We start from the raw sequence: 24,782 nt of genomic DNA on the forward strand, positions 1-24,782 counted from the left end.
GGGCCCTTCACTGTGTCAAGCCGCCGGGTCAGTCGTCACCCTGGAGGATGGCGATGATCCGGAGGAACTCCATGTAGATCCACACCAGGGTCATGGTGAGGCCGAAGGCCGCCATCCAGGACTCCTCGCGCGGGGCGCCGTAGGCGATGCCGTCCTCGACCTGCTTGAAGTCCAGGGCGAGGAAGGCGGCACCGAGGAGGATGCCGATCACACCGAAGACGACACCGAGCGCACCGCTGCGGAAGCCGAGGCCGTCGCCGCCGCCGAAGGCCATGAACAGCAGGTTCACGACCATCAGGAGCAGGAAGGCGACCGCGGCGGCCATCACGAAGCCGTAGAAGCGGCGGTTGACCCGGATCCAGCGCGCCTTGTAGGCGAGCAGGACCGCGCCGAAGACGCACAGCGTGCCGATCACGGCCTGCATGGCCGCGCCGGAGGCGATGCGGTTGTCGACGACGCTGGAGACGACGCCGAGGAAGACGCCTTCCAGGGCGGCGTAGGTCAGGATCAGCGCGGGCGAGGCCTTGCGCTTGAACGACTGGACCAGCGCGAGCACCATCGCGACCAGTCCGGCGCCGATGGCGATGCCGTAGGAACGGTTGATGTTGGCGTCGTCCACGGGAAGCAGCGCCCAGGCGAGCGCGGCGGTGACGACAAGCAGACCGAGCGTGCTCGCGGTCCGCATGATGACGTCGTCCATCGTCATGCGGCCGGGGGCGGCCGGCGCCTGCGGGGCGCCGTACTGCTGGTCCTGCGGGGCGTACGGGTTCTGCGCGTACGGGTTGGTGGGCGCCTGCTGCGGGGCGGCGGCGTACGGGTTGCCACCCGCCTGCTGGCCCGCGTAGGGGTTGCCCTGCGTCGCGACTGCGGGGCCCCCGGCCTGCGGCGCGGCGTTGAAGCCCGCGTGGCCGTTGTCGCGGCTGAACCCCCGTCGCGAGAAGACCGGGTTACTGCTCCTCATGTCACTCCTCCATGGCCGCACGGCACGGCCTTGGCTCAAGAGTAATGGGTAGGCAAAAGTCTGACTCTACTGCTTGGGGAGGATCTTCCCCCACTCGGGAGGGGGACCCGCCTCTCGCGCAGAGCCGAACCGGACTCCACCGTACGCGAGGAGAGGGCGAACCGGACGGGCTGTCCACCACCGGATTCCGCGGCCCGGTTTCCGCCGTGGCGCGCGGCGGTGGCGCACAGCACGTCCGGTGTCAGGCGCCCAGGAGTTCCTCCGGGTGGTTGCCGGTCTTGTTGTCGTCGGGCGTGCTCTCGGACCGCGGGTCGAGCAGGCCCAGTTGCGCGGCGCGAGCACCGGCCGCGAACCGGCTGCTCACGCCCAGGTGGTGCATGAGGTCGGAGATCTTGCGGCTGACGGTCCGCACCGAGATGCCGAGGCTCCGGGCGATCTTGCCGTCCTTGACGCCCTCCGCGAGCATCCGGACGATCGCGATCTGTTCCTCCGTCAGCTCCACCTGGTCCCGGCCCGGCACCCCCGGCGTGAACGGCGTCGCCTGCTGCCAGAGGTGTTCGTACAGGGCCAGCGGTGAGCGCACCAGGGTCGCGCCCCGGAGCACCGCCATGCCCTCCTCGGGTTCGTCGGGTGCCAGCGGGAGCACGGCCATGCTCGTGTCGGCGATGAACATGTACATCGGTACGACCGGCGCCAGGCGTACCTCGACGCCGGACTCCAGGGCCGCCTCGAAGTGGACCACCGCGTCCGTGGAGAGCGCGTGCCGCTGGAGGTGCAGACGCCGTACGCGGATTCCGCGATCGGTCAGATAGCGGTCCTCGTTGAGGCTGCGCCGCAGCTCAAGCAGCGACGGGGTGGGACCGTCGTGCATGACGGAGACGGTCTCCTGGGCGGACTCGAAGAGATCGCGTACCGCCTGGCGCAGTTCACCCGGGCCCGAGGCGATGCTCATCCTGACCTCGGAGCGGGTGGCGGTGGCCGCGGGCAGATAGACGTCGATGAGGGCTTCCAGGGCCCGTTCCAGGTCCCGGGACTCGCGCAGGTAGTGCGTGGTCAGGCTGCGGTGGTGGCGCAGTACGCGCAGCAGGGCCGCTTCCGGCGAGACCGGGATGAGCTGCCCCGTCTCGCTCCTGGCACTCTCCAGGCTCGGCGGACCGCCGTGACCGGGGGCCTGGCCGTGACCCTGCGGCTGACCGTGGTTCTGGCTGTGGTTCTGGCTGTGGCTCTGCGGCTGGCCCTGGCTCTGGCGCAGTCGGCGCAGCAGGCCGAGCGACTCCAGGGACGACCAGGCGCCCTCCGCCTCGGCCGGCGAAAGCCCTAACTCCGCCGCGAAGACGGCCGAATCGGCCTCACCCCGCGCCATCAGTTCCAGATAGATGGCCAGCTTCGATGCCTCGGACATCCGGCCCCGGAGGGGCCCTTCCACAGGTACCACGAACAAGTCCCCCGTATACGACCGCTCAAGGGGAGAGCTTGGCACGGGGTGGCCGTTCGGCGCAGGGACACCTGACCATTGAGAGCCAAATCACCGTGCGTCAGCCCCTGACAACGGATCGCGATGAACCGGGTGTTTCGGCGGCATGGCTGCCCGGCGGCCGCGCGGGGGCTCACAAGCGCCGCTGACCTGCGAAGATCATCCGTTCTCCGGGCCCTTTCGGCGCCGACGGGCCACGCGAACGCCGGACAAAGAAGCGCCGCGGAGCCTGCCAACAACCGCCGGACCAACCAGGAAACAATCCGCCGGACCGGCTGGAAACGCCAAGGCCAATGACTGCATTACGGACAAGTGGCAGCAAAAACATTGCGTGGCGCAGTTCTGCCATGACCGGTTCTCAGCAGGAGGAGGGGCAGCTTCCGCATTTGCGGCCTCCATAAGGTGAGAGAACGCGGATCGAACCGGGGGGTTTGTCGGCGACCACGCAGTGGCGCTGTCTCTTACGCGACTTTTTAACTCGCTGTTCAGCATGGGGGATGGAACACGTTGATCCGTGGCTGCTCCGGGCGTTTGTCTGACGCCCCGTGTGCGCCGCTTAACACCCGCACGCCTCGATGACCATTCGTCATGTCGTGCGGGTGGCCAATAACCCGGTTTTACGAGCTATTGGACAACGCAAAGTTCAGGAGCACGCTCAAAGTGAGTAAGGCTGAAGACCCGGGTGTCGGAAACATCACGGCTCTGTTGCCGCGCGCACAGGCCGGTGACCAGCAGGCCATGAACGAACTGCTCGAACACATCAATCCCTTCGTCCGGCGGCTCTGTCTGCCCATCGCACATGGTCACAGCGCCGACGCGGCCCAGGAGGCGATGCTCGCGATATTCCGGGGAATACCCGCACTCCGCGAACCGGGCGCCTTTTACGGCTGGGTTCGTTCGGTGACCGTGCGGGTCGCCCTGCGTACGTCGAAAAGACTCAGCCAGAGCACCACCGACGAACTGGCCGAACTGCCGCAGCACACCGACCAGTCGGTGTCCGTCGACATCTCGGACGTCATGGACCGATTGCCTGATCATCATCGGCAGGTACTCACCCTTCACGCCGTGTACGGAATGGAGGAGCGGGAGATGGCCGCGGTCCTCGAACTGCCGGTCGGCACGGTACGGTCCCGGCTGTTCCGCGCGCGACGCAATTTCCAGGACGCCTGGCGGCCACGCTCGGCTTGACACGCGGCTCGCCGTGCGGCCTGAAGTCGGCTTGAAATTCGGCTTGAAATTCACTCTCGCTCGACCTGAATTCATCATTCCGCTCGACCGGTATTTACGGCTGCCCCGGGCGCCCCGTACGTCACTCGTCCGGGTACGACCGTCGGCGGACCGGCGCCGCCCCCTGCCCTGACCAGGGTGCGGGCCGGATCCGGTCTCAGGCGGGCTGTGGGTCCGCCCGCTGTGCGTCGGCCAACTTCCCGCCCCGCGCGCCGGATTGGCCCGAGGCGCCCGGGTGCGGGCGGCCACGGCTGAGTCCGGTGGACGGCAGGGTCACCGCCGCCACCATGTGGGTGCCGATCACGGCGCAGCGTGCCTCGGCGCCGGGGGCCGGTCCGGTCACGGCGACCAGGGTCGAGGGGGCGTAGGGGGCCGCGGGTTCGGACCAGTCCAGTTCCACCGAGCGCATCGACAGGCCGCGCTGGTCCCTGGCCGGAAGCGCCTTGTAGAGGGCTTCCTTGGCGCAGAACACCCGCAGGACCGCCTCGGCCGGCCGGGCCGAGGCGGCGACCCGCTCACGCTCGGCGGGCGTGCACACGTACCGCACCGCCGCGTGCAACTCCCCCGCCGAGTCGAGCGGTTCGATGTCCACGCCGAGCCCGGTGTCGGGGGCGACGCTGGTGACGCACAGGGCGATCTCGTTGGTGTGGCTGAGCGAACCCCAGGTGCCCACGGGCCACGCGGGGATGCCGTGCTCGTCGGCGCCGAGCCACTGCGGCAGGCCGGTGACGGCGGCCGTGGCGCGGGCCGCCGCGAGCCGGCCCGCGGTGTAGGTACGGCGCCGCAAGGGCACCGTGAACCCGGTCATCCGGTCGCGGGCGGGCGCCGGGAGCTCGCTGAACGCGAGCTCCCCGACGTGCGCCTGGGCGACCACCACGACCGGGTCGAACAGTGCGGCGACTGCCGCCGGGTCGACCCACGGGGCGCCCTCGGTGGCGGGTGCCCCCGTTGTCATCGCGCGGCCCCGCCCGACGGCCGGCGCAGCCTGGTGACCGCGTTGCTCACCACGGCCCGGCCGATCACCTCGGCGTCCGTCATGATCGATTCGGGGTGGAACTGCACGGCGGCGAAGCCGCGTTCGGGCGCCTCCACGGCCATCGCCACCCGGCCGTCCTCGGTCTGCGCGGTGACCGTCAGATCCTTGGGCAGGCTGCCGGGCGTCGCGTACAGGGAGTGGTAGCGGCCGACCTCGAAGGAGTCCGGCAGCCCGTTGAGCAGTACGGAATCCTCGGTGCCCGCGGTGGTGCGCACCACCCGGGACGGCTTGCCGTGCATGGGCGCGGGCAGCGTCTGGAGCTCGCCGCCGAGGTACTCGACGATGCCCTGCAGACCGAGGCAGACGCCGAAGGCGGGTATGCCGAGCCGCTCGGCCTCGGCCAGCGTAGCGGCGGTGCCGAAGTCGGAGGGGCGGCCGGGTCCCGGCGAGAGCACCACGAGATCGGGCCGCTGCTCCTCGATGAGGCGCAGATGACCGCCGCTGCGGTAGGTGTCCACCCGCGCACCGGTCTCCCGGAAGTACCCGGCCAGGCAGTGCACGAAGGAGTCGCGGTGGTCCACGAGCAGCACCCGGCGCCCGTTGCCGGGCCGTTCGCGCACGGTGACCCGCATGTTCTCGCGCAGCAGCGGCTCGTCCAGGACCGCGAGCATGGCCTGCGCCTTGAGCTCGGTCTCCTTCTCCTCCGCCTCGGGGCTGGAGTCGAACAGCAGGGTGGCCCCGGCGCGTACCTCGGCGACCTGGTCGCGCAGATGGATGGTGCGCAGGGTCAGGACGGTGTCCAGGGTGCCGTCGAAGCCGATCTGCCCGACCGCGCCGCCGTACCAGCGCCGCGGCGAACGCTCGTGCTTCTCGATGAACTCCACCGCCGCGAGCTTGGGCGCGCCGGTGACGGTGACCGCCCACAGATGGGCCATGAAGGCGTCCAGGGCGTCGAGTTCGGGGCGCAGTTCGCCCTCGACCCGGTCCACGGTGTGGATGAGCGCGGAGTACATCTCGATCCGGCGGCGCGCGGTGACGCGCACGGTGCCGGGGACGCAGACGCGCGACTTGTCGTTGCGGTCCACGTCCGTGCACATCGTCAGCTCGTTCTCGTCCTTGCCGGAGTTGAGGAGCGTACGGATGCGGTCGGCGTCCTCCAGGGCGTTGCGGCCCCGGCTGATGGTGCCGCTGATCGGCGAGGTCTCGACCAGGTTGCGGTCGCCGCGCGGGCGGACCTTGACGAACATCTCCGGGGAGGCGCCGACCAGGTACTCGCCCTCGGCGAGGTTCATCAGCAGGCTGTGCGGGGCCGGGTTGAGCTCCCTGAGCCGGCGGAAGAGCTGGGCCGGGGTGCGGTTGGCGGCCCGCCGGAACACCTGGCTGGGTACGGCCTCGAACAGTTCGCCGGACTGGAACAGCGGCATGGCCGACTGCACCACCTCGGCGTACTCGCCCGGTGCGTGGTCGCGGTCGCGCTCCGGCACGCGGCCGGGCACGAAGGGACGGGCCGGGGTGGAGCGGTCCAGTCCCTCGGTGCGCAGTCCGCCGACGGTGAACTCGTAGCGGTGGCAGACCGCTTCCTCGCGCGGCAGGTCGAGCTCGTACACGGTGTCCGGCAGGTGCAGCACCATGTCCCGGTCCGTGGCGGGCCGCGGGTGCCGCAGTTCGACGGGGTCCACCTGGAAGATCAGGTCGTAGCCGAACGCCCCGTACAGACCCAGGTGCGGGTCGTCGGGGACCCTGAGGCCGCGCACGATGGAGCGGATGGCGGCGAAGACGCCGACCTGCCGGGTGCGGTCCTCCTCGGCGAAGCCCTCGGCGGGCGGCGCGCTGTGGATACGGACGCGGTCCCCGTCCGCCTCGACGGTGTCCGGCGAGACGGCGAAGAGCGTGCGCAGTGCGGGCAGCAGCACCCGGCCGCGGTCGTTGAGGGCCTTGAGCTCCACGACGCTGCCGCTGGTGGTGATCTCCAGCGGCGGGTCGGTGTAGCCGACGATCTTGTCGGAACCGCGGAAGAGCAGCATGCCCCGCCGCTGGTCGATCGCCGCCTCCAGGGCGGCCCGGGTGGCGAAGGCGCTGCCGACCCGCTCGGTGGTACGGACGATCTCCACTCCGGCCGGTGTGGTCCACCGGCCGGTCTCCACAGCCTTCTCCGGCCGGGCCAGAACCGTTGTAAGCCAGGTCATCCCACAGCTCCTTTCACACCCGGGAACGCTCCCGGTGACAGGGGACAGGCGGCCCGTGGGCCTTCAGACGGCGGTGGCGGCGGTCCAGACGGCATCGGTCCGGCGGGCCTGCACATGGGTCCAGCCCTGGCTCAGCTCGCCCGGACCGCAGACGTACGCGGTGCGCAGCCCGGCGGCCCCCAGCCGCTCGGCGAGCACCATCTGTGCCGTGCGGTTCTCGACCGGCGGGCTCTGGCCCGCGGCCACCGCGACCACGTCGAGCGGGACGGCGTCGGCCAGCTCGATGACGGCGGCGACAAGCTGCCGTACGGGTTCCTCGACGGGCTCGGGAGCGCGCAGGAGCACGCCGACCGGGGTGTCCGGGCGGGTGTCGCGCAGGGCGCGGACCAGTTCGGCCACGCCTTCCAAGTCCGCGTCCACGGAGGGAAGTTCGACGACGACAGGGCCCTTGTGGTCGTCCGGCGCGAGGGACTCGGCGGTGCCGGGCCCCGCCACCAGGAGGACGTCCTCGGGTCCGGCCGGATCGCCGGTGCCCACCAGGGCGGGCACCGGGCCCTCGGGCTTGGGCGTGAGCGGCAGTCCGGTGGCCTCCGGCAGCCCGCGGTCCAGCCGCAGCAGCAGGTCGGCCGGGGACTGCCCGGTGCGGGTGAGCAGACGCAGCATCAGGGTGCCGACGTCCAGGTCCCGGTGCTCCTGCGGGTGCTCCCACATCCGCAGGCTCGCCCAGGCGGCGAGCTGGATGCCCTCCACCACGGGGCGGCGGGCGCTCTCGTACGCGGCGAACGCCTCGCGCACGGTGATCTCGGGGACCCGGGCGAGCTGGCGGGCCAGTTCGGCCGCGTCCTCAAGCGCCATGGTGGTGCCCGAGCCGACGGAGAAGTGGGCGGTGTGCACGGCGTCGCCGAGGGCGACCAGGCGGCCCGAGGACCAGCGCTCGGCGCTGATCTGCGGGAAGCTCAGCCAGCGCGAGCCGTTGCCGAGCAGCTTGGCACCCCCCAGATCGTCCGCGAAGACCTCGGCACAGAAGTCCATCGCCTGCTGGTCGTTCCAGCCGGGAGCCTGGGTGTGCCCGTCGATGAACCCGGCCGACTGCCAGGCCTTCTCGCCGAGTTCGACCAGGAAGGTGCTGCGGTCCTCGGTGTACGGGTACACGTGCGCGCCCAGCGGGCCGTGCGCGCTGTCCGCGAACAGGAAGGTCATGGCGTCGAAGGCGCGGTCCACACCGAACCAGGCGTAACGGCCCGCGCGGGTGGCGACCTTGGCGCCGAGCTGGTCGGCGAAGGCGCCCCGGGTCCGGCTGCCCGCGCCGTCCGCGGCGACCACCACGTCGTAGCGCTCGAGCAGGTCGGCGGCGTCCGCCTGGGAGTCGAAGTGCAGCCCCGCGCCCGCCTCTTCGGCGAGGCGGTACAGGGTGGTGAGCAGGGTCCTGCGCTCCACGGCGGCGTAGCCGTGGCCGGAGGAGCGGCTGGTCTCGCCGTCGCGGCTGACCACGACGTCGTCCCAGCGGGCGCCGTTGTCCACGAGGGCGGAGACCACGTCGGGCGCGGCGCGGCGCAGCCGGGCCAGGCTCAGCCGGGAGAAGACCACCCCGAAGCCGTAGGTGGCACCGGCCGGGCTGCGCTCGTAGACGTCGACGTGGTGGCCGCCGAGGCGGCGCAGCAGCAGGGCCAGCATCAGCCCGCCGGGGCCGCCGCCTATGCAAGCGACTCGCATGTGGTTCTCACGCTCCCTGTGCGCGGGCGGGTTCGGCGGCGGCGGCCTTGGACTTCTCCTCGGCCAGGCCGTCGCGCAGTACGCGGCGGAGGATCTTCCCGGCGGCGCTGCGCGGGATCTCCTCGATGAACTCGTAGCGCACCGGCCGCTTGTAGCTGGCCAGTTCGGCGACGCAGGTCTTGACCAGGACGGCCTTGGTGGGCGGCTGTTCGCCGGTGGCCACGAAGGCGATCGGGACCTCGCCCCACTCCTCGTCGGGCACGCCGACGACCGCGACGTCCTGGACGCCCGGCACGCCGGAGATGACGCGCTCGATCTCGGCCGGGTAGACGTTCTGCCCGCCGCGGATGAGGACGTCGTTGAGGCGGTCGACGAGGAAGATGTAGCCCTCGGCGTCCGCGTAGCCGACGTCACCGGTGCGCAGCCAGCCGTCGCGGATGCTGCCCTCGGTGGCCTCGGGGTTGTTCCAGTAGCGCAGCATCATGCCGTCGCCGCGGACGCAGACCTCGCCGATCTCGCCGTCGGGCACCCGGGCGCCGGTCTTGTCCTGTACCTCGATGTGGCAGCCGGGCAGCATGTGGCCCGCGGTGCGCAGCCGCAGCTCCCAGGTGGGGTCCTCGACGCCCTCGGCGGGTGCGTTGAAGACGGTGGTGGCGATGGGGCCGCCGCCCTCGGTGATGCCGTAGATGTTGCGGAAGTGGCAGGGGAAGCGGTCCAGCGACTCGCGCAGCAGCTCTTCGGTGATCGGCGCGCCGCCGAACATGATCTCGTTCAGGCTGGACAGGTCGGTGGTCTCGAACGCCTTGGCGCGCATCGCGAAGCGGACCATCGAGGGCACCAGGAAGGCGCGCGTGGCGCGGTACTTCTCGGTGTCGGCGAGGAAGCGCTGCGGCTGGAACTCCCGGTGCAGGACGAGCGCGCCACCGGCGGCGAGCAGCGCCAGGCCGATGACGGTGCTGCCGTGGAACAGCGGGCACGGGTTGATCATGACGTCGTCCGGGCCGAAGGAGGCCTCGGCGGCGAGCGCGGTGTAGCAGGCGGAGATGGAGCGGTGGGTGACCACCACGCCCTTGGCCCGGCCGGTGGTGGCCGAGGTGTGCAGGATGGCGAAGATGTCGTCCTGCAGCGGCAGCGGGAGCCGCCGGGCCGGGACGGAGGCCATCTCCTCGTACGCCGGGGAGTCCAGGGCGATCTGCCAGGCCTCGCCGAAGGACGCGCCGAGCCGGTCGAGCACGGACTGCTCGGCGAAGACGCCGAGCGGGCCGGAGTTGCCGACGACGTGCTCGACCTCGGGGGCCGGGAAGGAGTGGTTGACGGGGCAGACGATGACACCGGCCTTGGCCGCCGCGATGTACAGCTCCAGAACCTCGATGCGGTTCGGGGAGCTGACGGCGATCCGGTCGCCCTTGGCCAGGCCGCGGTCGACCAGCGCGGTGGCCAGGGAGTCGGTGCGCTCGTCGAGCTCACGCCAGGTGACCTGACGGTCCGCGTCCGCGAGCGCCATTGCGTCGGGGCGCAGTTGGCGGTTGCGGGTGATGAAGTGGGCCATCCACATGTCAGCTCGCCCCCTCGGCGGTGGCGGTGGCGCCGCGTGCGGTGAGCACCTGGTCGATGCCGTCCAGGGTGTGCAGCGCGGTGAGTTCGTCGTCCTCCAGCGGGCTGCCGGTCTGCTCCTCGATGGCGAGGGCGAGCCGGATGAGGTCGCCCGAGTTGAGGCCCGCCGACGTCAGGTCGGCGTCGCGCTCGATTCCCTCGAGGAGTTCCGGCATGTCGAGGAACTCCAGCAGCAGACGGTGGCCCGGAGTCAGCTGGTCGCTCATTACTTCCCCTTGCGGTTGCGTGGTGGTTCTACCAGGCGGTGTTTCCGTGAAGCGGTGGTGCTGCGAGGCAGTTGTGCTGCCAAACGGTGGTGCTACGAGTGGGGGCGCCGGCGAGCCCCGCGAGCCGATGCGGGGCTCGCCGGCGCGAAATACGGGGTGGAGCTAGCTGCCGACCTCGGAGGACTCGGCCTTGGCCGCGCCCGCACCGGCGGTGGCCAAGGCGGGCTCGTCGTCGCCTTCCTTCAGGCCGTACTTGGCGTGCAGCTTGGCCAGCGGAGCCGGTGCCCACCAGTTGAAGCGTCCGGCGACCCGCATGAACGCGGGCACGAGGATGCCTCGGATGAGCGTGGCGTCCATGATCACGGCGAGTGCCAGGCCGAGGCCGAGCAGCTTCATGTACGTGATGCCGGAGACCAGGAAGGAGATGAAGACCAGCGCGATCAGCGCGGCGGCCGCGGTGACCAGGCCACCGGTGCGCTCCAGACCGCGGGCCACGGAGCTGGTGTTGTCGCCGGTGCGGTCGTACTCCTCCTTGATCCGGGAGAGCAGGAACACCTCGTAGTCCATCGACAGACCGAAGGACAGGCAGAACAGCATGATCGGGGTGGTGGCGACGATGCCGCCGGTGAGGGCGAAGTCACCGACCAGCCACTGCATGTGCCCGTCCTGGAAGATCCAGACCATGGCGCCGAAGGTGGCACTGAGGCTGAGCAGGTTCAGGACCACTGCCTTGACCGGCATCACCAGGCTGCCGGTGAGCAGGAACAGCAGGATGAAGGTGCTGAGCGCGATGAGGCCGAGGCTCCACGGCATCTTCTCGGTCAGCGAGTCCATGGTGTCCCGGAAGGACGGTCCGGTGCCGCCGACCTCGACGTCGAAGGGTGCCTTGGCGTCCCGTACGTCGCGGACCAGGTCCTGGCCCTCGTCGGAGAAGGAGCCGACCTCGGGCACGATCGACATCCAGGTGCCGCTGTCGTTGGCGTAGCGCTTGCTCAGGTCGCTGGCCGGGGCGACCTGCTTGCCGCCGACGTAGGTTCCGGTGAACGCGTCGACCCGGGCGACGTTTTCGAGCTTGGACAGCTGCTCGGCATAGGCGCCGATGTCCTGGGTCTTGTCCTCGGGGCTGCCGCCGACCTTCTCGGCGACGACCATGAGCGGTTCCATCTCGCGGGCCGAATAGTCCTGCGAGAGCGTGGTGTTGACCTTGTGCGCCTCGGCGTCCTTGGGCAGCGTCCGCTCGTCGGCCAGGTTGAGGCTGATGTTGAGGAACGGGGTGCCCAGGAACAGCAGCAGCGCGATGACGGCGGTGGCCAGCGGCAGCGGGCGGCGCATGACCAGGGTGGCCAGGCGGTGCCAGAAGCCGTTCTCCACCGGCACGTTGGACTTGTTCTTGTTCCAGGACCACTTGTTGATGCGCAGCCCGATCCAGGCGAGCAGCGCGGGCAGCAGCACCAGCGCGGCGAGCGCGGCGAAGGCCACCACGGCGATACCGGCGTACGCGAAGGACTTGAGGAAGTACATCGGGAACAGCAGCAGCGCGGACAGCGAGAGCGCCACGGTGATCGCCGAGTAGAGCACGGTACGGCCCGCGGTGCGCAGGCTGATCCCGATCGCCTCTTCGACGCTGTGGCCCTTGCCGAGTTCCTCTCGGTACCTCGCGACGATGAAGAGGCTGTAGTCGATACCCAGGCCCAGCCCCAAGCCTGTTGTCATGTTGTTGGCGAACACCGACACGTCGGTCACTTCGACCAGGACTGTCAGTACCGCGTAGGTGCCGATGATGGAGACGATGCCCAGCGCGAGCGGCAGCAGCGCCGCGATCACGCCGCGGAAGATGAAGATCAGCAGCAGCAGCGTGAAGGGGATGACCAGCATCTCGGCGAGCAGCAGGTCCTTCTGGGTCTGCTCGTTGAGCTCACGGTAGGCCTCGGCCCGGCCGCCGAACTGGATCTCCAGGCCCTCGAAGCCGTCCTCGTAGTGCGGGAGGAGCTTGTCCAGGTAGTCCTCGACCTCGTCCTCGTTGCCCTTGAGGTGGGCGAGGACCAGCGCGGAGTCGCTGTCCTTGCCGCGCAGCGAGGGGGTCTGCCCCAGGGTCCAGTACGAGGCGGCTTCAGCGACGCCCTCTTCGGTGCCGAGCTTCTTGGTGAGCTCGGTGCCCTTCTTGACGGTTTCCGCCTTGTCGGCGCCGCCGGGCGTCTTCACCAGCATCACCAGGTTCGGCTCACCGGTGCCGAACTTGTCACTGAGGGTGTCGCGCGCTTCGGTGGATTCGGCGCCCGGTACCTCGTAGCCGCCGGATGACAGCTTCGTGGCGACGGTGCCGCCCACGCCACCGGCCACGACGCAGAAAAGCAGGCTCAATATGAGCACCAGCTTCCTGCGTCCGGTGGCCAGCGCAGCCAGCTTGTTGAACATGGGGTGGTTCCTCCCGGAGGGTTTCGGGGCGGGGGTGGCCCCTCAGGTGTGTCTGTCCGTCAGACCACAGTGGGGCTCGGTAGTTGCCTGCAGTCGACGCGACTGCGTCCGCCCGCAGGGCAATTGTGGTCGGCCAGGGGCTCCTCGATGGACCGGCCCCAGGCAAGCAGCCGGTTGTGTACGGAACCTCGGCTGAAATCGCCGAAATCGGGATTGCTCGCCTTGTGCCGCTGGGCCAGGAACGCCAGCACCGGGTCGAGCGGCAGCCAGCGGTCCTCCTCCAGGACCTCGGTCCAGGCGTGCTCGACACCGACGAGTCCGAGCAGGAAACCGCGGCGGGTACGGGCCTCAAGCCCCGCCTGCTCGGCCCAAGTGCGCATCTGCCAGGCGGCGATGACACAGTCGAAGGCCCCGGCCGCGGCGGCCTCGGCCGGGCGCTCGCGCAGTCCCGCGGGCAGCCAGCCGTACTGGTACTCGCCCGAGAGCAGCGAGCCGTACAGGTCGTCGTGGATCTGCCGGACCACGTCGCTGCGGGGGGTGTCGCGCGCTCCGACGGTGGCGAGCACGGCCACCATGGAGCCCGGCTCGGTGTCGTTGTCGTTGGAGGGTTGCCATTCGATGAGCGTTCCACCGAGCAACTCCGGCTCCGGGACGGCCGGTCGGGGCTCGATGGTGCAGGAGGTGCAGTCCTCGTTGGTGCACGAGGCGGTCAGCCGGATGCGCCAGGTGCGCTTCTCCAGCCACTTCTCGGGGTCGCCCGCGGCCATCCGCATGCACTGGCGCTCGCCGAGCTCGGCCAGCGAGCGGCCGGTGCCGGAGCGCAGGCCGAGGTTCATCACGTCGTGATAGTCGAAGCGAAGCCCCTCGGGGGTCTCGTCGGCGGGCAGGCCCGCGGCGACGAGTTCCTCCAACAGCGCCTGGTCGACGCTGAGTTCACGGCAGGCCTCGGCCAGGCCCAGCTTGGCCTCGCGGTACTTGTCGGGTACCGGCACCAGGCGCTCGACGGCGGACAGCCAGCTCGCCCTGAGCTGTGCCGCGCGGTCGCCGCCCGCGGTGGATGCGGTCGTCATCTGCTGTTCTCCTCTCAGCGCTCGGTGAGCTGGACCAGTTCGCCCGCGGCGAGCCTGCGGGCGACTTCGAGGCGCTTGACCTTCCAGGTGGCCGTGTGCGGGATGTCGTCCCAGCGGCACTGCACGGGGTCGGCCAGGGCGGGCATGTCCGCCACGGCCTTGCGCCAGGCGTCCATGTCCAGCGGGGCGTCGCGGCGGGTGCACACCAGCGGCACCGGAAGCGAGCCCTCGACCGAGATGAGCACGGCCTCGGTGAGCTGCGGCAGGCTTTCGAGGATCTCGTCCTCGGTGGCCAGCAGGCTGTCCACGTCGCCGCTGCGGTCCACGATCCGGTCGTACAGGTGCAGGCAGCCGCGCTTGCTGATGACGCCCCAGTCGCCCATGGCCCACCAGCCCTCCACACGCTGGTCGGGGGTGCCCAGGTAGCTGGGGGTGACCCCGGAGGAGCGGGCGAAGATCGGACCCGCCGTCTCGCGCGGGACCTGGCCGTGGCCGTTCTCGTCGGTGATGCGCACCTTGGTGTGGCCGATGACGGGGCGGCCCACGCAGCGCCCGTCCTCGCACTTCATCTTCAGGCGGTGGACCTTGACCGTGATGGGACCGGTCTCGGTCTGCCCGTAGGCCTGCATGTAGCGGGCCTTGGGGTGGGCGGCCTTCAGGAGGGTGTTGATGGTGCGCGGGTGGGCCGCGTCGAAGGAGCTCACGAACATCCGCACATCGGCGAAGAGTTCGGGCTGCTGCTCGGCGATCTCCTCCCAGCGGATGAAGGCGTTGGGCACCGTCTCGACCAGGCCGGGCCTCAGCTTCTTCAGCATCGCGACCGCGTTGTCCGGCTCGGGGTCGGTGAGGAAGCCGAGCTCCAGGCCGAGCGAGAACACCGCGAGCAGCCCGGACATGGTGCGGGCGTGCACGGGCGAAAGGCACAGCAGGTACGGGTAGTTGACGCGCAGCAGCTTGCCGATGAAGACCTGCGGCTTGGCGTGTCCGGAGAAGCTGTCCACGGTGTGCAGGACCAGCTTGGGCACACCGGTGGTGCCGGAGCTGTGCGTGACCAGCTGCGGGGTGTCCTTGGCCGGGGCGAGAAGCGGGGGCAGTTCCCCGGCGGTCACGTCCAGGAGCGAACGGCCGTGCTCGCCGCTCTCGCCGACGTACCAACGCGGCGTCGACAGCGGCACGTTGTCCAGCACGCCGGCGGCCTCGGTGGCGGCGTCGGTGATCAGCGCGGCGGCCTCGGCACGCTCGGCCATCACACCGAACGGCTCGGCGCCCACGGCGGCGTGCACGGGCACCGGCACGGCGCCGATCCGGGCGCAGGCGAAGACGAGCAGCGGGGTGTTGAAGTTGGGCTGCTGCACCAGCATGACGCGCTGGCCCGCGGTGATTCCGGCACCGGTCAAAAGCCCGGCCGCGCGGTCCACGAGTTCGGCGAAGCTGGTGTAGTCGAGTTCGGTGCCCGCGTCCGGGAACAGGTCCAGCGGACGGTCCAGGTGCAGCGGCACCCGGCCGTGGCGGCGGGCCGCCTCGTGCGGGGCGGTGGCCAGCGCCAGATGGGGGCGGATACGGCCGCTCATCGCGCCTCACCCGCCGCGGCCCCGCTGGGCAGACGCTTGGCGTTCTTGGCGACGTGCTCGACCAGCGCGTCGAAGGACGAGACCGCGTCGGAGGAGTCGTCCAGGTCCCACTCGACGCCGAAGCCGTCCTCGACCTCGGCGAGCAGACGCATGAACGCGGCCGAGGTCAGACCCAGGTTCCACAGCGAAACCGTGCGGGCGCCCGGCTCGTCCAGCGGCAGCTTGGTCCCGACGACGCTTTCCAACAGGCCACGCAGTTCGGTCGCGACCGCCGTGTTGTCGTACATGTTTCCTCCGGTGACGGCCCGCAGCACAGCGCAGGCTCTGGGGATCGGGCTGGCTCTGGGTGGGGACGTGCACCGGGCGGCCGCGCCGAGCCGGGCGCGGCCGCCGGTGCCGTGATCAGGCCGCGGTTTCGTGGAGAACCCGGCCGGTGCCGGCGTTCTCGTCGAAGCCGCGCAGCGTGCCGCGCATGTAGTACAGGAGGTAGCCCTCCAGGTCCTCGCGCGTCATCGGCGCGTAGGTGGAGCCCTCGCCGCAGACACTCTCGGTGTTGCTGAGGTCGAACTTCTTGTCGTAGTGCATGTACGAGCGGTAGAAGGTCATCCCGCTGTCGAGCTGCTCGTCGATGGCGGTGAAGCCGTCCGTGTCGCTCTCCCACAGCGGCTCACGCAGACCGACCAGGTCGGTGATGAGCTTGACCGTGTCGCGGACCGTGGGACCGGCCGAGTTGCCGAGGTGGAAGTAGGTCTCGGGCGAGTCCGACAGCGCGACGGTGACCGCGTTGCGGGCCACGAAGTCGACCGGGACCAGGTTGAGGATGGTGTCCGGCTCGGCGAGCAGGCGGATCCGGGCGTGCGACAGGAAGGTGCCGAGCTTGCGCGCGGCGTGCTTCTTGAAGACGAACATCTGGCGCGCGAAGCCGTACATGCCCGACCAGTTGAGGCCGTGGCGGGTCACGCTGTGCCCGATCACAATGGTCGGACGCAGGATCCGGATGCGCATTTCGGAGGCGGCGGCCTCGACCAGGCGCTCGGCCTTGATCTTTGTTTCCTCGTAGCAGTTGTTCGCCACCTCGACGTCGTGGGAGCTGGCCTCGGTGATCTCACCGACGCGCGAACCCGCGGTGTAGGCGGTGCTGACGTAGTTGAACGTCTTCACGCCGAGGGTGCGGGCCAGGGCCAGGACGTTGGTCGTACCGCCGACGTTCTGGTCCTCGATCTCCTCGCGGTACTCCTCCTCGTAGCGCAGCGAGGCGGCGGAGTGCCACAGCTCGTCGATCTGGGGAAGCTGCGAGACGTCGGCGCCACAGCCGTCCACCGTCATGTCACCGCGGATGGCCTTGGTCCGGCTGACGATCGCGTCCTTCAGATCGGCGCGGTCGTAGCCCTCCGCCATGCCGATCAGCGCGTCGTGCAGGCGCTGCTGCGCGTCGTCGTCGTTCTTGCCGCGGACCAGTGCGTAGATCGGTTCCTCGGTCCGGTCGAGGAGCTCCAGAACTATGGCTCCGCCGACGAAGCCGGTGACCCCGGTCAACAGACGTGTCGTCATGAGTGCTTCTCTCCAACGTGGTGAGCGGTGCGTACGTGCGGTGAGTGAGTCAAAGCCCTGACCCGGCCTGGGGCGGACTCAGCCGGCGTTGGCGGCGGCCGGAACGGTGGAGTTCTTGGCCTCCAGCTCGCGGACGAAGTCGCCGACCGCCTTCTGGAAACCGTCGGGGTCGTCGAAGAACGGCACGTGGCCCGCACGGGGCAGGGTGACCGCGCGGCTGTTGGGGATGCGGTCCAGGGCGTCCTGGGTCACCGACTCGCTCCAGGCGAAGTCGCCGTCGCCGTTGATGATCAGCGTCGGGGTGGTGATCGTGGACAGCGCCTCCGGGTCGTCGTCGACGTCGAGGGAGGCGAGGAGGTTCTCGCGGATGGAGCTGACGGACAGCAGGGACAGGAAGTTGTCCTTGAGGGCCAGGTAGGCGGCCGTACCACCCTGGTGGATCATCTGGTCCGGGAAGACCAGCGGGTACAGGTGGTCGAAGAGCCGCTTGGTGCCACCGGCCTCCAGGCTGGCGAGCCAGGAGCGGCTGACGAGCTTGCGGCGCAGCGAACCGTTGGGCGAGAAGGCCGGGCCCACCAGCGTCAGACCGGCGACGCGCTCCGGGTAGCGGAGCGTGAACTCACGGGCGATCAGCGTGGAGATGGAGGTGCCGACCAGGTAGGTCTTCTCGATCTCCAGGTGGTCGAGCAGACGGCGGAGGTCCTCGACGTGGTCCAGGAAGGAGACCGGCTCCGAACCGGGGTTGGAGGCACCCTGGTTGCGCAGGTCGAAGTGGACCAGACGGAAGTCCTTGGCCAGCTCGCCGGTGAAGTTACGCCAGATCGGGCTGACGATGTAGAAGTTGTTCAGCAGGGTGACTGCCGGGCCCTCACCGCTGTCCTCGTAGTAGAGCTCGCCGCCGCCGGGAAGCGCGAGCGCGGCGTGGTTGAGGTAACGGACGTCGAGCTGCCCGAATTCCTGGTCCGCCATGGGACTCTCCTTGGGTGTGTCTGTGAGTGAGCGGTGTCGGGATGGATGGCCGAGGATCGGTTCACGGCGTCCTTAAGAGAAGTGACGCCCGATCGGCCTCACACTCCATGGCCGAACGAGGTGCTCGTCACAGCGCGAGGCGCCGCCGGTCTCGCGGCGCCCCCGTCCGGACAACTGCCGGGGCCAAGGTCGTCAAGTACCCGTGAACAGGGCATGAACCGGGAAACCCCGCTGTCGGAGGCCATCCGCCTGTCCTGCGCAACTCCTCACCGACCCCCTCGACTTGGGGTTCCCCAGGGCCCCGGAGCGGGTGGCTCCGGATGCACCCCGACGTGACCGACGTCACCGGAGTACGAGGGAGTGCGAGGGAGTGCGAGCGGGCGCGGACGAGCCGCGGGGCGTCGCCGCGGACTCCCTGAACGCGCCGCCCGCCCCCGCCCCGGCGGCAATCGTGAGCAAGGTCAAAGCCACTAAGCATCCGGCCCGCCGGTATGAGACGTTGGAGCACAGCGCCTTCACTGATCTCCGCGCAAGGACAAGCCACTCACGCGGGAACAACGGGGGAATTTCCGGATGATGCAGACGGTGTTTCACGGCGACGAGCTACCCGAAGGGGAACGGTTCGTCCGCTGGAACGCGAGCTCCGACGAGTTGTGGATGCCCACGCGTCTGCAAAGTGAGCGCACCGAGGACTTCGGGGCGAGCATGAAGCTGATGGAGCTCGGCGCCGTACAACTGTCCGAGGTGACCCTCGCGCCCGTGGAGTCCCACCGGGACCCCAAGCTCATCCTGCAGTCCGACCCGGAACAGCTTCTGCTCGCCTTCATCCTCAGCGGCAGCGCGGGCCTCGAACAGTCCGGCCGACAAACCCCGTTGGACGCCTACGACCTGACGATCTACGACACCTCGCGACCGTTCCGCGCCTGGACGACCAGCGAGCAGAACACCGTCATGGCCCTCCATGTCCCGCGCGCCCTGGTGCCGTTGCCCGCCCACCGCACCGAACGCCTCATCGCGACGCGCATGCCCGGCCAGGAGGGCGCGGGCGGCCTGCTCACCAAGTTCCTCACCGAACTGCGCTCGGACACCACCCAGTACCGCCCCACCTCGGCCGCCCATCTGGGCACCGTCCTGGTGGACCTGCTGACCGTGCTGCTCGGCCACCACAGCGACACCGACTCGGCGGTGCCGCCGGAGTCCCACCGCACCGCGCTGATCCGCCAGATCCAGGACTTCGTCCAGAGCCACCTGGCCGACCCGGACCTGACCCCGGGCTCCATAGCCTCCGCGCACCACATATCCACCCGCTACCTGCACCGCCTCTTCCAGGACCAGGGCCTCACCGTCGCCTCCTGGATCCGCTCCCAGCGCCTGGAGTCCTGTCGTCGCGACCTGGCCGACCCCCGGCTGCGCGGCGAACCCCTGCACCTCATCGGCGCCCGCTGGGGCTTTGGCGCGGCGCAGTTCAGCCGGGCGTTCCGGGCCGAGTACGGGATGTCGCCGAGCGACTATCGGCAGGGGCGGTAGGGGGACCTGGCGGGCGGGCCCGCCGAACGCGCCGGCCGGCGCCCTCCCCGCGGCTCTGCGCGAACCGGGCTACGCCTCCGGCTTCCAGGTGGCGGTGACCGTCAGATGGGCCTGGCCGTTGCCGTTGACGATGCCCAGTTTCAGGTCCTGCCCGAGCTGCACTCCGAAGGTGACGGTCACCTCGGCGGGTGGCGTGGGTCCGGCCGTCACCGCATCGTGCACCTCTTGGATCACGGGGCCGAGCGGTTGGAGCGTGGTGCGCAGCACGGCGACAGCGACATCGGCGACGGCCTGCCCGCGCCGGGCCACGGGGTCGAGCGGGCCCATGGCGTCCGAGGAGTCCTCGCGCTCCTGGGCGGACCGGTCCTCCTCCGCGAGCAGGAACCGAACTGTTGTGGCGTCGTCGAGACGGAACTCCTGTGAACCGGTCATGAGCAGAATTGTGCGGAAGAAACATACGGCGGGCCGGGCCGGGAGCAACTCGGTTACAGGTTCGTGGCAGTGCGGTGGGCGGGCACCGCGCGCCGTGCAGCGGTCGTACGACCGTCAGGCGCAGGGCGGCTTCGACGGCGTCCCCTCCGGAAGCAGCTCACGTTCGGCTGCGGTGTAGTCGCGTCCTGCGGCTGCGCACAGGGTGCGGAACTGGGTGTCGGGGTCCAGGTCGAGGGTCTGGCTCACAGAGTAGGAGTCCACTGTCAGTCTGTTGCCGCGTACCGAGATCATCGCCGTTTCACCACCGTTCACAAGCACCTTCAGCGGAGGGTCGGTATTGCCGCGTGTCAGGCGGTGGAACTGGACCGTGTCCTTCATGTAGTCGTGCGTGACGACAGTGCCGCCGGGGCCGAAGCCGACGAGGTAGCCCGAAACGTCGGGTGCGCCGACCGTCAGTCGCTTCTTGCGATCCACATTCCACACCTCGACCTGTACGCCATCGACGGTCACGGCGAGGTGTGCGCCGTCCGCGTCGAAGGCGAAGGACCGCACGCGGGTAGCGGAGGTGAACGGCACGTAGAGGGCCGATCCGGTCAGGGAGGCGAGGCGCCGTCGGCCGGGAACGTCCCAGAGCAGCATCTGGCCGTTGTGGCTTCCCTCCGCGGTGGCCACGACGACCTGTCCCGGGTGTCCGGGGCGGGCGAGTAGCTGGCCCCTGTAGGAGATAGAAAGCCCACGGGCGGGATTGTCCACGGAGTTGGGGCCGGGGTGGGCCAGGAACGGCCGCGTGAGCAGGGTCCCGTCGGCCGCGTCGACACGGGTGAGTGAGCCGTCCTTCGTCAGCAGGGCGATCTCGCTGCCCTCCAGGGGGGCCACGTCGTCGAGTTCCTGGGCCTGCGGAGCCGCGTTGACGAGTGACACGCTGTCGTTCAGGTCCGAGACGGGAAACGAGCGGTAGAGGTTTCCTCCTTCTTGCCACACCACGATGCGCTGGGAGTCGGCGGTCCACACTCCCACCCGGCTTCCGCCGGATTCCGGGAACGGCACCTGCGTGTGGCGTCTCCGGGGGACGTCGAGAACTTCGAGATGCGTGCCCGAGACGCGGGCGATGAAGCGCCCGTCGGGTGACACGGAGAAAGTCTCGCCGTCGCCCTCTCCCCTGAACTCCTCACCACCGGCTGCTTCGGCCCGCACCGCCATCAGCGCTGTGCCCACCGGCACAAGGACGGTAAGTTCGCCACTGCCTCGCGGTGCTGCCGCGAGCGAAGGGGCGCCCATGCCACCCGCGGTCGGCAGACGAGTGCGATAGCTCTGCCCGGAGTGCAGGTCGGTCAGACGAACTTCGCTGTAGCCGCCGTCCTCCGGCCCGTCGATATCGGTGCTCACGCCGTAGTTGTTGGCGTCCGCAGTGGAGTCGGCCGGAGAGAGCCGGGTCTCCCGGCCGACCGTACGGCGCAGCGTGCGGGTGTACGTGGCCGAGGCGGAGGGGTCGGCAGCGGAGGCGTCCACTTCACGCGTGAGCAAGACCTCACCACCGGCCCGGAGTTCCAAGTCGTTGTAGTCGCCGGAGGTGCTCGGGGTGAACCGGTCCCTCACCCGGCCGGTTGCCAGGTCCTTGAGCTCGATGTGCCAGGTGCGCTTGCCTTGCTTCCGCGTGCTTCTGACGATCGCGACCGTGTCACGGTCTGAAGTGAAGGCAGCCTGCGACAGCCCCCGGTCGGGCAGCAGCTCCTCGGCGGTACGGATGGGCGCGCCCGAGGACGTCTGCCATACCTCGGCGAAGGCGGGAGAGCACTTCTCGGGGGTGTTGTAGCACGGCCCGGAGTTGTCGTCCGTCGTGAGCAGCAGCCTCGTTCCGTCGCCGCTGAAGTCCAGGTGCCCGCCGGGCTTCTCGGGAAGCCTGCGGTCGGTGTGGTCCAGTACGCGAGGATGCTTCGGGTCGCTCAGGCGCCACAGCCGCACACCGCTCCCGGGGTCGGCGATCGCCGCGAAGTAGCGTCCGTCCGAGCTTGCCGCCGTCAGCAGATCCCCTTCGGGGACCCCGCCAAGCTTCTGGGTCCGGGGCTTTCCGTCGAGGGCTCCCGTGACCACCGTGATCGTCAACCGGGCACCCGACGTCTTCGACCGGACGAAGAGGGTGCGCCCGTCCGGTGTTGCGTCCATGCCGGCGTAGCGCCCCCGCCACAGCGACGGGTAGCTGCCCACGAGGTACTGCCCCCGTGTGTACTGGGTCAGCAGTGCCTGGCGGGTCTCGTCGGTCTGCTTGGTCTTCCACCCGGCCAGAGCGAGTTGCAACGCGGTGGTGGGGTCGCTGAGCGGACGGTCTTCGGCTGCTTGGGCGAGCAGGCCCGCGGCCTGCGCACGCAGGTGCTGCTCGGTGCGCCTCAGGCTCTGGAAGGTGGTCAGCGCCAGGACGAACGCGGTCACCATGAGCACGGCCAGCGTCCCGACCGTGGCCTGCCGCAGACGGGTACCCCGTCGGGAGTGCCGACGGCTGAGCTGGATGTACCGGCGCTCCTCGTCGGAGATGTCCAAGGAGTGCCCCATCAACGTGCGGTCGGCCTTCTCCAGGTCGGTACCGCTCAGCAGTCGGGCCGGCTCACGGTTCTGCGTCCGCCAGCGGCGCAGGTCGTCCCGTAACTGCTCCTGCCAGACCCGGAAGTCACGGGAGTCGGCGAGCCGTTGCCTCAGAGTCGGCCAGAGTCGCGTCAGTGCCTCGTGCGCCAGGTCGACGATCTCCTCGGTCTCCCCGCCGCCCGCGGCATGGGAGAGGACAACGAGTTTGCCGAGGGCCAGTTCCCCTGCCACAGCACGGAGTTCGGGTGCGAGATCGGCCGTGCGGACAGGCCTGCGCGAGAAGGAGTCACCGTCACCGGGACGGGCCAACTGAACGAACAGCCGCCAGGCACAGTCCTGTTGGGTTCGGGTGAGCCGGGCAACGGCGTCGTCGGCGTAACCGACGAGGGCACCCGCGACGCCGCCCATCGCGTCGTAGGCGGCGTGGGTGAGCATCGAGCGGGTGCGGCGGTTCCACAGCTCGGTCAGGGCGAACTGGACCAGCGGCATCCGTCCGGGCTCCGCGCCCGCGTCCGCGACGATCCGCTCGGGCAAACCCGGCTCGAACCACAGCCCCGGCACAGCGTCGACAGGCGCGGTCACGGCTTGTTCCAGGTCGTCACCGGCCAACGGGGCGAGGAACTGCACGCAGTCGCTGACCAGGTCGGAGGTGACGGCCGTGACGAGCGCGTCGAGGGAATCGGCCCGTGCGGTGGCGACAACCCGCAGCGTCTTCTCGCCGTCCTGGCCGGCCAGCGCGGTGAGCAACTCGAACAGGTCGCGCGCGGCGACCGGTCCGGCTGCCGCGTACTCCTCGAACTGGTCGACGAAGAGGACGTGCCCGGCGCCGTCCGAGCGGGCGAGGACCTGGCCGCGCAACTCGGCCGGGAGATCATCGGCGGTCTCCAGCAACCCGGCCAGCTCCTCGGCTCGGGCGAGCCGTTCGATCCCTTCGACGCCCGGGGCCAGGATCCCTGTCAGCGCACGCGCCAGCACCGCGGAAGGCCGAGCACCGGGCACAGGACGCAGTTCGGACACGCTCATGCCCTCGGCTCGCAGCCGGGGCAGTATCCCTGCCCGTACGAGGGACGACTTCCCGCACCCCGAGGGCCCCACCAGCAGCGTCACCGGCCGTCCGCAGACGGCCGTGTGCACACGGGCGGTGGCGCTGTCACGGCCGTGGAAGAACTCCGCGGCGCCCTCGGAGAACGCCTTGAGCCCCTGGAACGGGCAGCGCGACCTCAGCGTCTGCTCGTCGACCAGTTCGGCCGACGGCAGCAGATACGCGGTGCTCTCGCCCCGGTGCGCGGTGACCGTCATCCCGACCACGCCGTCCTGTACGTCGTCCCAGACCGGCGCCCCGCTGAAACCTCCCGCGATCCGCGGCCCCGGCTCCTGCGCCTCCATCTGCACCCAGCCCGAGCCCTGCCCGGCCCGCAGCGTGCCCGAGGACCACACGCCGCCGTCGGCGCCGGACGGATAGCCGAGCGCCCGAAACGTGTGCCCCCAGACGTCGGTTCCGTCGACGAGCGGCACCGGGCGAGCACCCTCAACGGCCGCATCGAGCCGCAGCAGCGCCACATCCGCCCCGCCGCGACGCCAGGACACCACGGTCGCTCGCACCGAGGGGCGATGGCCCAACAGCGGAAAGTCGAGGGTTACGGGCTCGTTCGGCGCCCGCTCCGCCCCGTTGGGCATCCCGAGGGCCCTGGCTATGACATGCGCGCAGGTGCACACCACATCCGAGGCGATGAGGAAACCGGCGCCGACCACTTCACCGGCAGCGGAGCGGATCCGCACCTGTGAAGACTCAAGGACGTTCACCCGTACGGAAGTCATGAAATCCCCATCGCCACCACGTTGCAAAGGACGTGACATGCCAGCATCTCCGGCTCAACGGCTGTGCACAACAAGGGGGTTGCGCAGCGTGTCGAGGTGATCGGAGCTCCCGCGCGGGGACGTGGAAGGCAGGAGCAGAAGCATGTCGCCGACCTGGCGGGCCGCCCGATCAGATGGCGATGCGGTGGAGGTGGAAGTGCCCGGAACCGGACTTGAAACGGACCCGCCGCACTCTCTGACCTGCGGCGATGCTCTGACCTTGGCGAATCGGCCCGCCCTGACCCGAGCTACCCCGGACCAACCCGATTCAGGGGGCGATCCGTGCGCCAATGGCGCACGGGTTGGCGCACCGTCCCGCGCACCCGCCCCCGAACGCGCGGAAGCCCGACACCAGATGGCGCCGGGCCCCCATGTGCCCTGGTTGCTTGCGGAGCATGGCCAGGGCCGCTGCCCGCCGTGGGCTCTCTTGCCGGGGCGGCCGGAAATTCAACGATC

Annotated in this window: 17 protein-coding genes; 2 read left to right on the top strand and 15 right to left on the bottom strand. The window is 69.9% G+C overall.

The annotated features are described in order from the left end of the window. Positions 1 to 28: 28 nt before the first annotated feature. Together HUT18_RS11320 and HUT18_RS11325 are read right to left on the bottom strand one after the other, a co-directional pair. Entirely contained in the window at positions 29 to 961 is a 933-nt protein-coding gene (locus HUT18_RS11320) for a Bax inhibitor-1/YccA family protein (RefSeq protein ID WP_176100078.1), read from the bottom strand. Positions 962 to 1,202: 241 nt separating this feature from the next. Then, a complete protein-coding gene (locus tag HUT18_RS11325; protein WP_176100080.1) occupies positions 1,203 to 2,363 on the bottom strand; it encodes a LuxR C-terminal-related transcriptional regulator in 1,161 nt (386 codons plus the stop codon). A 732-nt stretch (positions 2,364 to 3,095) separates the two neighbouring features. Between HUT18_RS11325 and HUT18_RS11330 the strand changes: the two genes are divergently transcribed. Next, positions 3,096 to 3,623, top strand: a complete 528-nt coding sequence (locus HUT18_RS11330; protein ID WP_254878532.1) for an RNA polymerase sigma factor — start codon at positions 3,096 to 3,098, stop codon at positions 3,621 to 3,623. 196 nt (positions 3,624 to 3,819) lie between these two features. On the opposite strand, the gene HUT18_RS11335 is transcribed toward HUT18_RS11330, so the two are convergent. The 11 genes from HUT18_RS11335 to HUT18_RS11385 form a co-directional block, all read right to left on the bottom strand. Beyond that, positions 3,820 to 4,617: a 4'-phosphopantetheinyl transferase superfamily protein gene (locus tag HUT18_RS11335; RefSeq protein WP_176100084.1), complete on the bottom strand. Its 798-nt coding sequence runs from the start codon at positions 4,615 to 4,617 to the stop codon at positions 3,820 to 3,822. Then, entirely contained in the window at positions 4,614 to 6,824 is a 2,211-nt protein-coding gene (locus HUT18_RS11340) for an anthranilate synthase component I (protein WP_176100086.1), read from the bottom strand. Before HUT18_RS11340 ends, HUT18_RS11335 begins: the two co-directional genes overlap by 4 nt. A 63-nt stretch (positions 6,825 to 6,887) precedes the next feature. Continuing rightward, complete coding sequence (locus tag HUT18_RS11345; RefSeq protein WP_176100088.1) at positions 6,888 to 8,537, bottom strand: FAD-dependent monooxygenase; 1,650 nt, start codon at positions 8,535 to 8,537, stop codon at positions 6,888 to 6,890. Positions 8,538 to 8,544: 7 nt separating this feature from the next. Further along, positions 8,545 to 10,092 (bottom strand): class I adenylate-forming enzyme family protein, encoded by a 1,548-nt coding sequence (locus HUT18_RS11350; RefSeq protein WP_176100090.1) that lies wholly within the window; start codon positions 10,090 to 10,092, stop codon positions 8,545 to 8,547. A 1-nt stretch (position 10,093) separates the two neighbouring features. Continuing rightward, on the bottom strand, positions 10,094 to 10,357 hold the full coding sequence (locus HUT18_RS11355) for an acyl carrier protein (protein WP_176100092.1): 264 nt from the start codon (positions 10,355 to 10,357) through the stop codon (positions 10,094 to 10,096). A gap of 162 nt (positions 10,358 to 10,519) precedes the next feature. Next, complete coding sequence (locus HUT18_RS11360; RefSeq protein ID WP_176100094.1) at positions 10,520 to 12,772, bottom strand: MMPL family transporter; 2,253 nt, start codon at positions 12,770 to 12,772, stop codon at positions 10,520 to 10,522. Positions 12,773 to 12,831: 59 nt separating this feature from the next. Next, a complete protein-coding gene (locus tag HUT18_RS11365; protein WP_176100095.1) occupies positions 12,832 to 13,842 on the bottom strand; it encodes a transglutaminase domain-containing protein in 1,011 nt (336 codons plus the stop codon). 14 nt (positions 13,843 to 13,856) lie between these two features. After that, positions 13,857 to 15,413, bottom strand: a complete 1,557-nt coding sequence (locus HUT18_RS11370) for a class I adenylate-forming enzyme family protein (protein WP_176100097.1) — start codon at positions 15,411 to 15,413, stop codon at positions 13,857 to 13,859. Next, a complete protein-coding gene (locus tag HUT18_RS11375; protein WP_176100099.1) occupies positions 15,410 to 15,700 on the bottom strand; it encodes an acyl carrier protein in 291 nt (96 codons plus the stop codon). Before HUT18_RS11375 ends, HUT18_RS11370 begins: the two co-directional genes overlap by 4 nt. 115 nt (positions 15,701 to 15,815) lie before the next feature. Then, on the bottom strand, positions 15,816 to 16,964 hold the full coding sequence (locus HUT18_RS11380; protein ID WP_176100101.1) for an SDR family oxidoreductase: 1,149 nt from the start codon (positions 16,962 to 16,964) through the stop codon (positions 15,816 to 15,818). A gap of 78 nt (positions 16,965 to 17,042) precedes the next feature. After that, on the bottom strand, positions 17,043 to 17,933 hold the full coding sequence (locus HUT18_RS11385) for an alpha/beta fold hydrolase (RefSeq protein ID WP_176100103.1): 891 nt from the start codon (positions 17,931 to 17,933) through the stop codon (positions 17,043 to 17,045). 573 nt (positions 17,934 to 18,506) lie between these two features. On the opposite strand from HUT18_RS11385, the gene HUT18_RS11390 reads away from it, so the two are divergent. After that, positions 18,507 to 19,460 (top strand): helix-turn-helix domain-containing protein, encoded by a 954-nt coding sequence (locus HUT18_RS11390; protein WP_176100104.1) that lies wholly within the window; start codon positions 18,507 to 18,509, stop codon positions 19,458 to 19,460. Positions 19,461 to 19,529: 69 nt separating this feature from the next. Here the strand turns inward: HUT18_RS11390 and HUT18_RS11395 are convergent, their stop codons facing one another. Beyond that, entirely contained in the window at positions 19,530 to 19,892 is a 363-nt protein-coding gene (locus HUT18_RS11395) for a CU044_2847 family protein (RefSeq protein WP_176100106.1), read from the bottom strand. A 114-nt stretch (positions 19,893 to 20,006) separates the two neighbouring features. Beyond that, positions 20,007 to 24,287: a trypsin-like peptidase domain-containing protein gene (locus tag HUT18_RS11400; RefSeq protein ID WP_176100108.1), complete on the bottom strand. Its 4,281-nt coding sequence runs from the start codon at positions 24,285 to 24,287 to the stop codon at positions 20,007 to 20,009. Positions 24,288 to 24,782: the final 495 nt, after the last annotated feature.

The organism is Streptomyces sp. NA04227, assembly GCF_013364195.1.
Classification (GTDB): Bacteria; Actinomycetota; Actinomycetes; order Streptomycetales; family Streptomycetaceae; genus Streptomyces.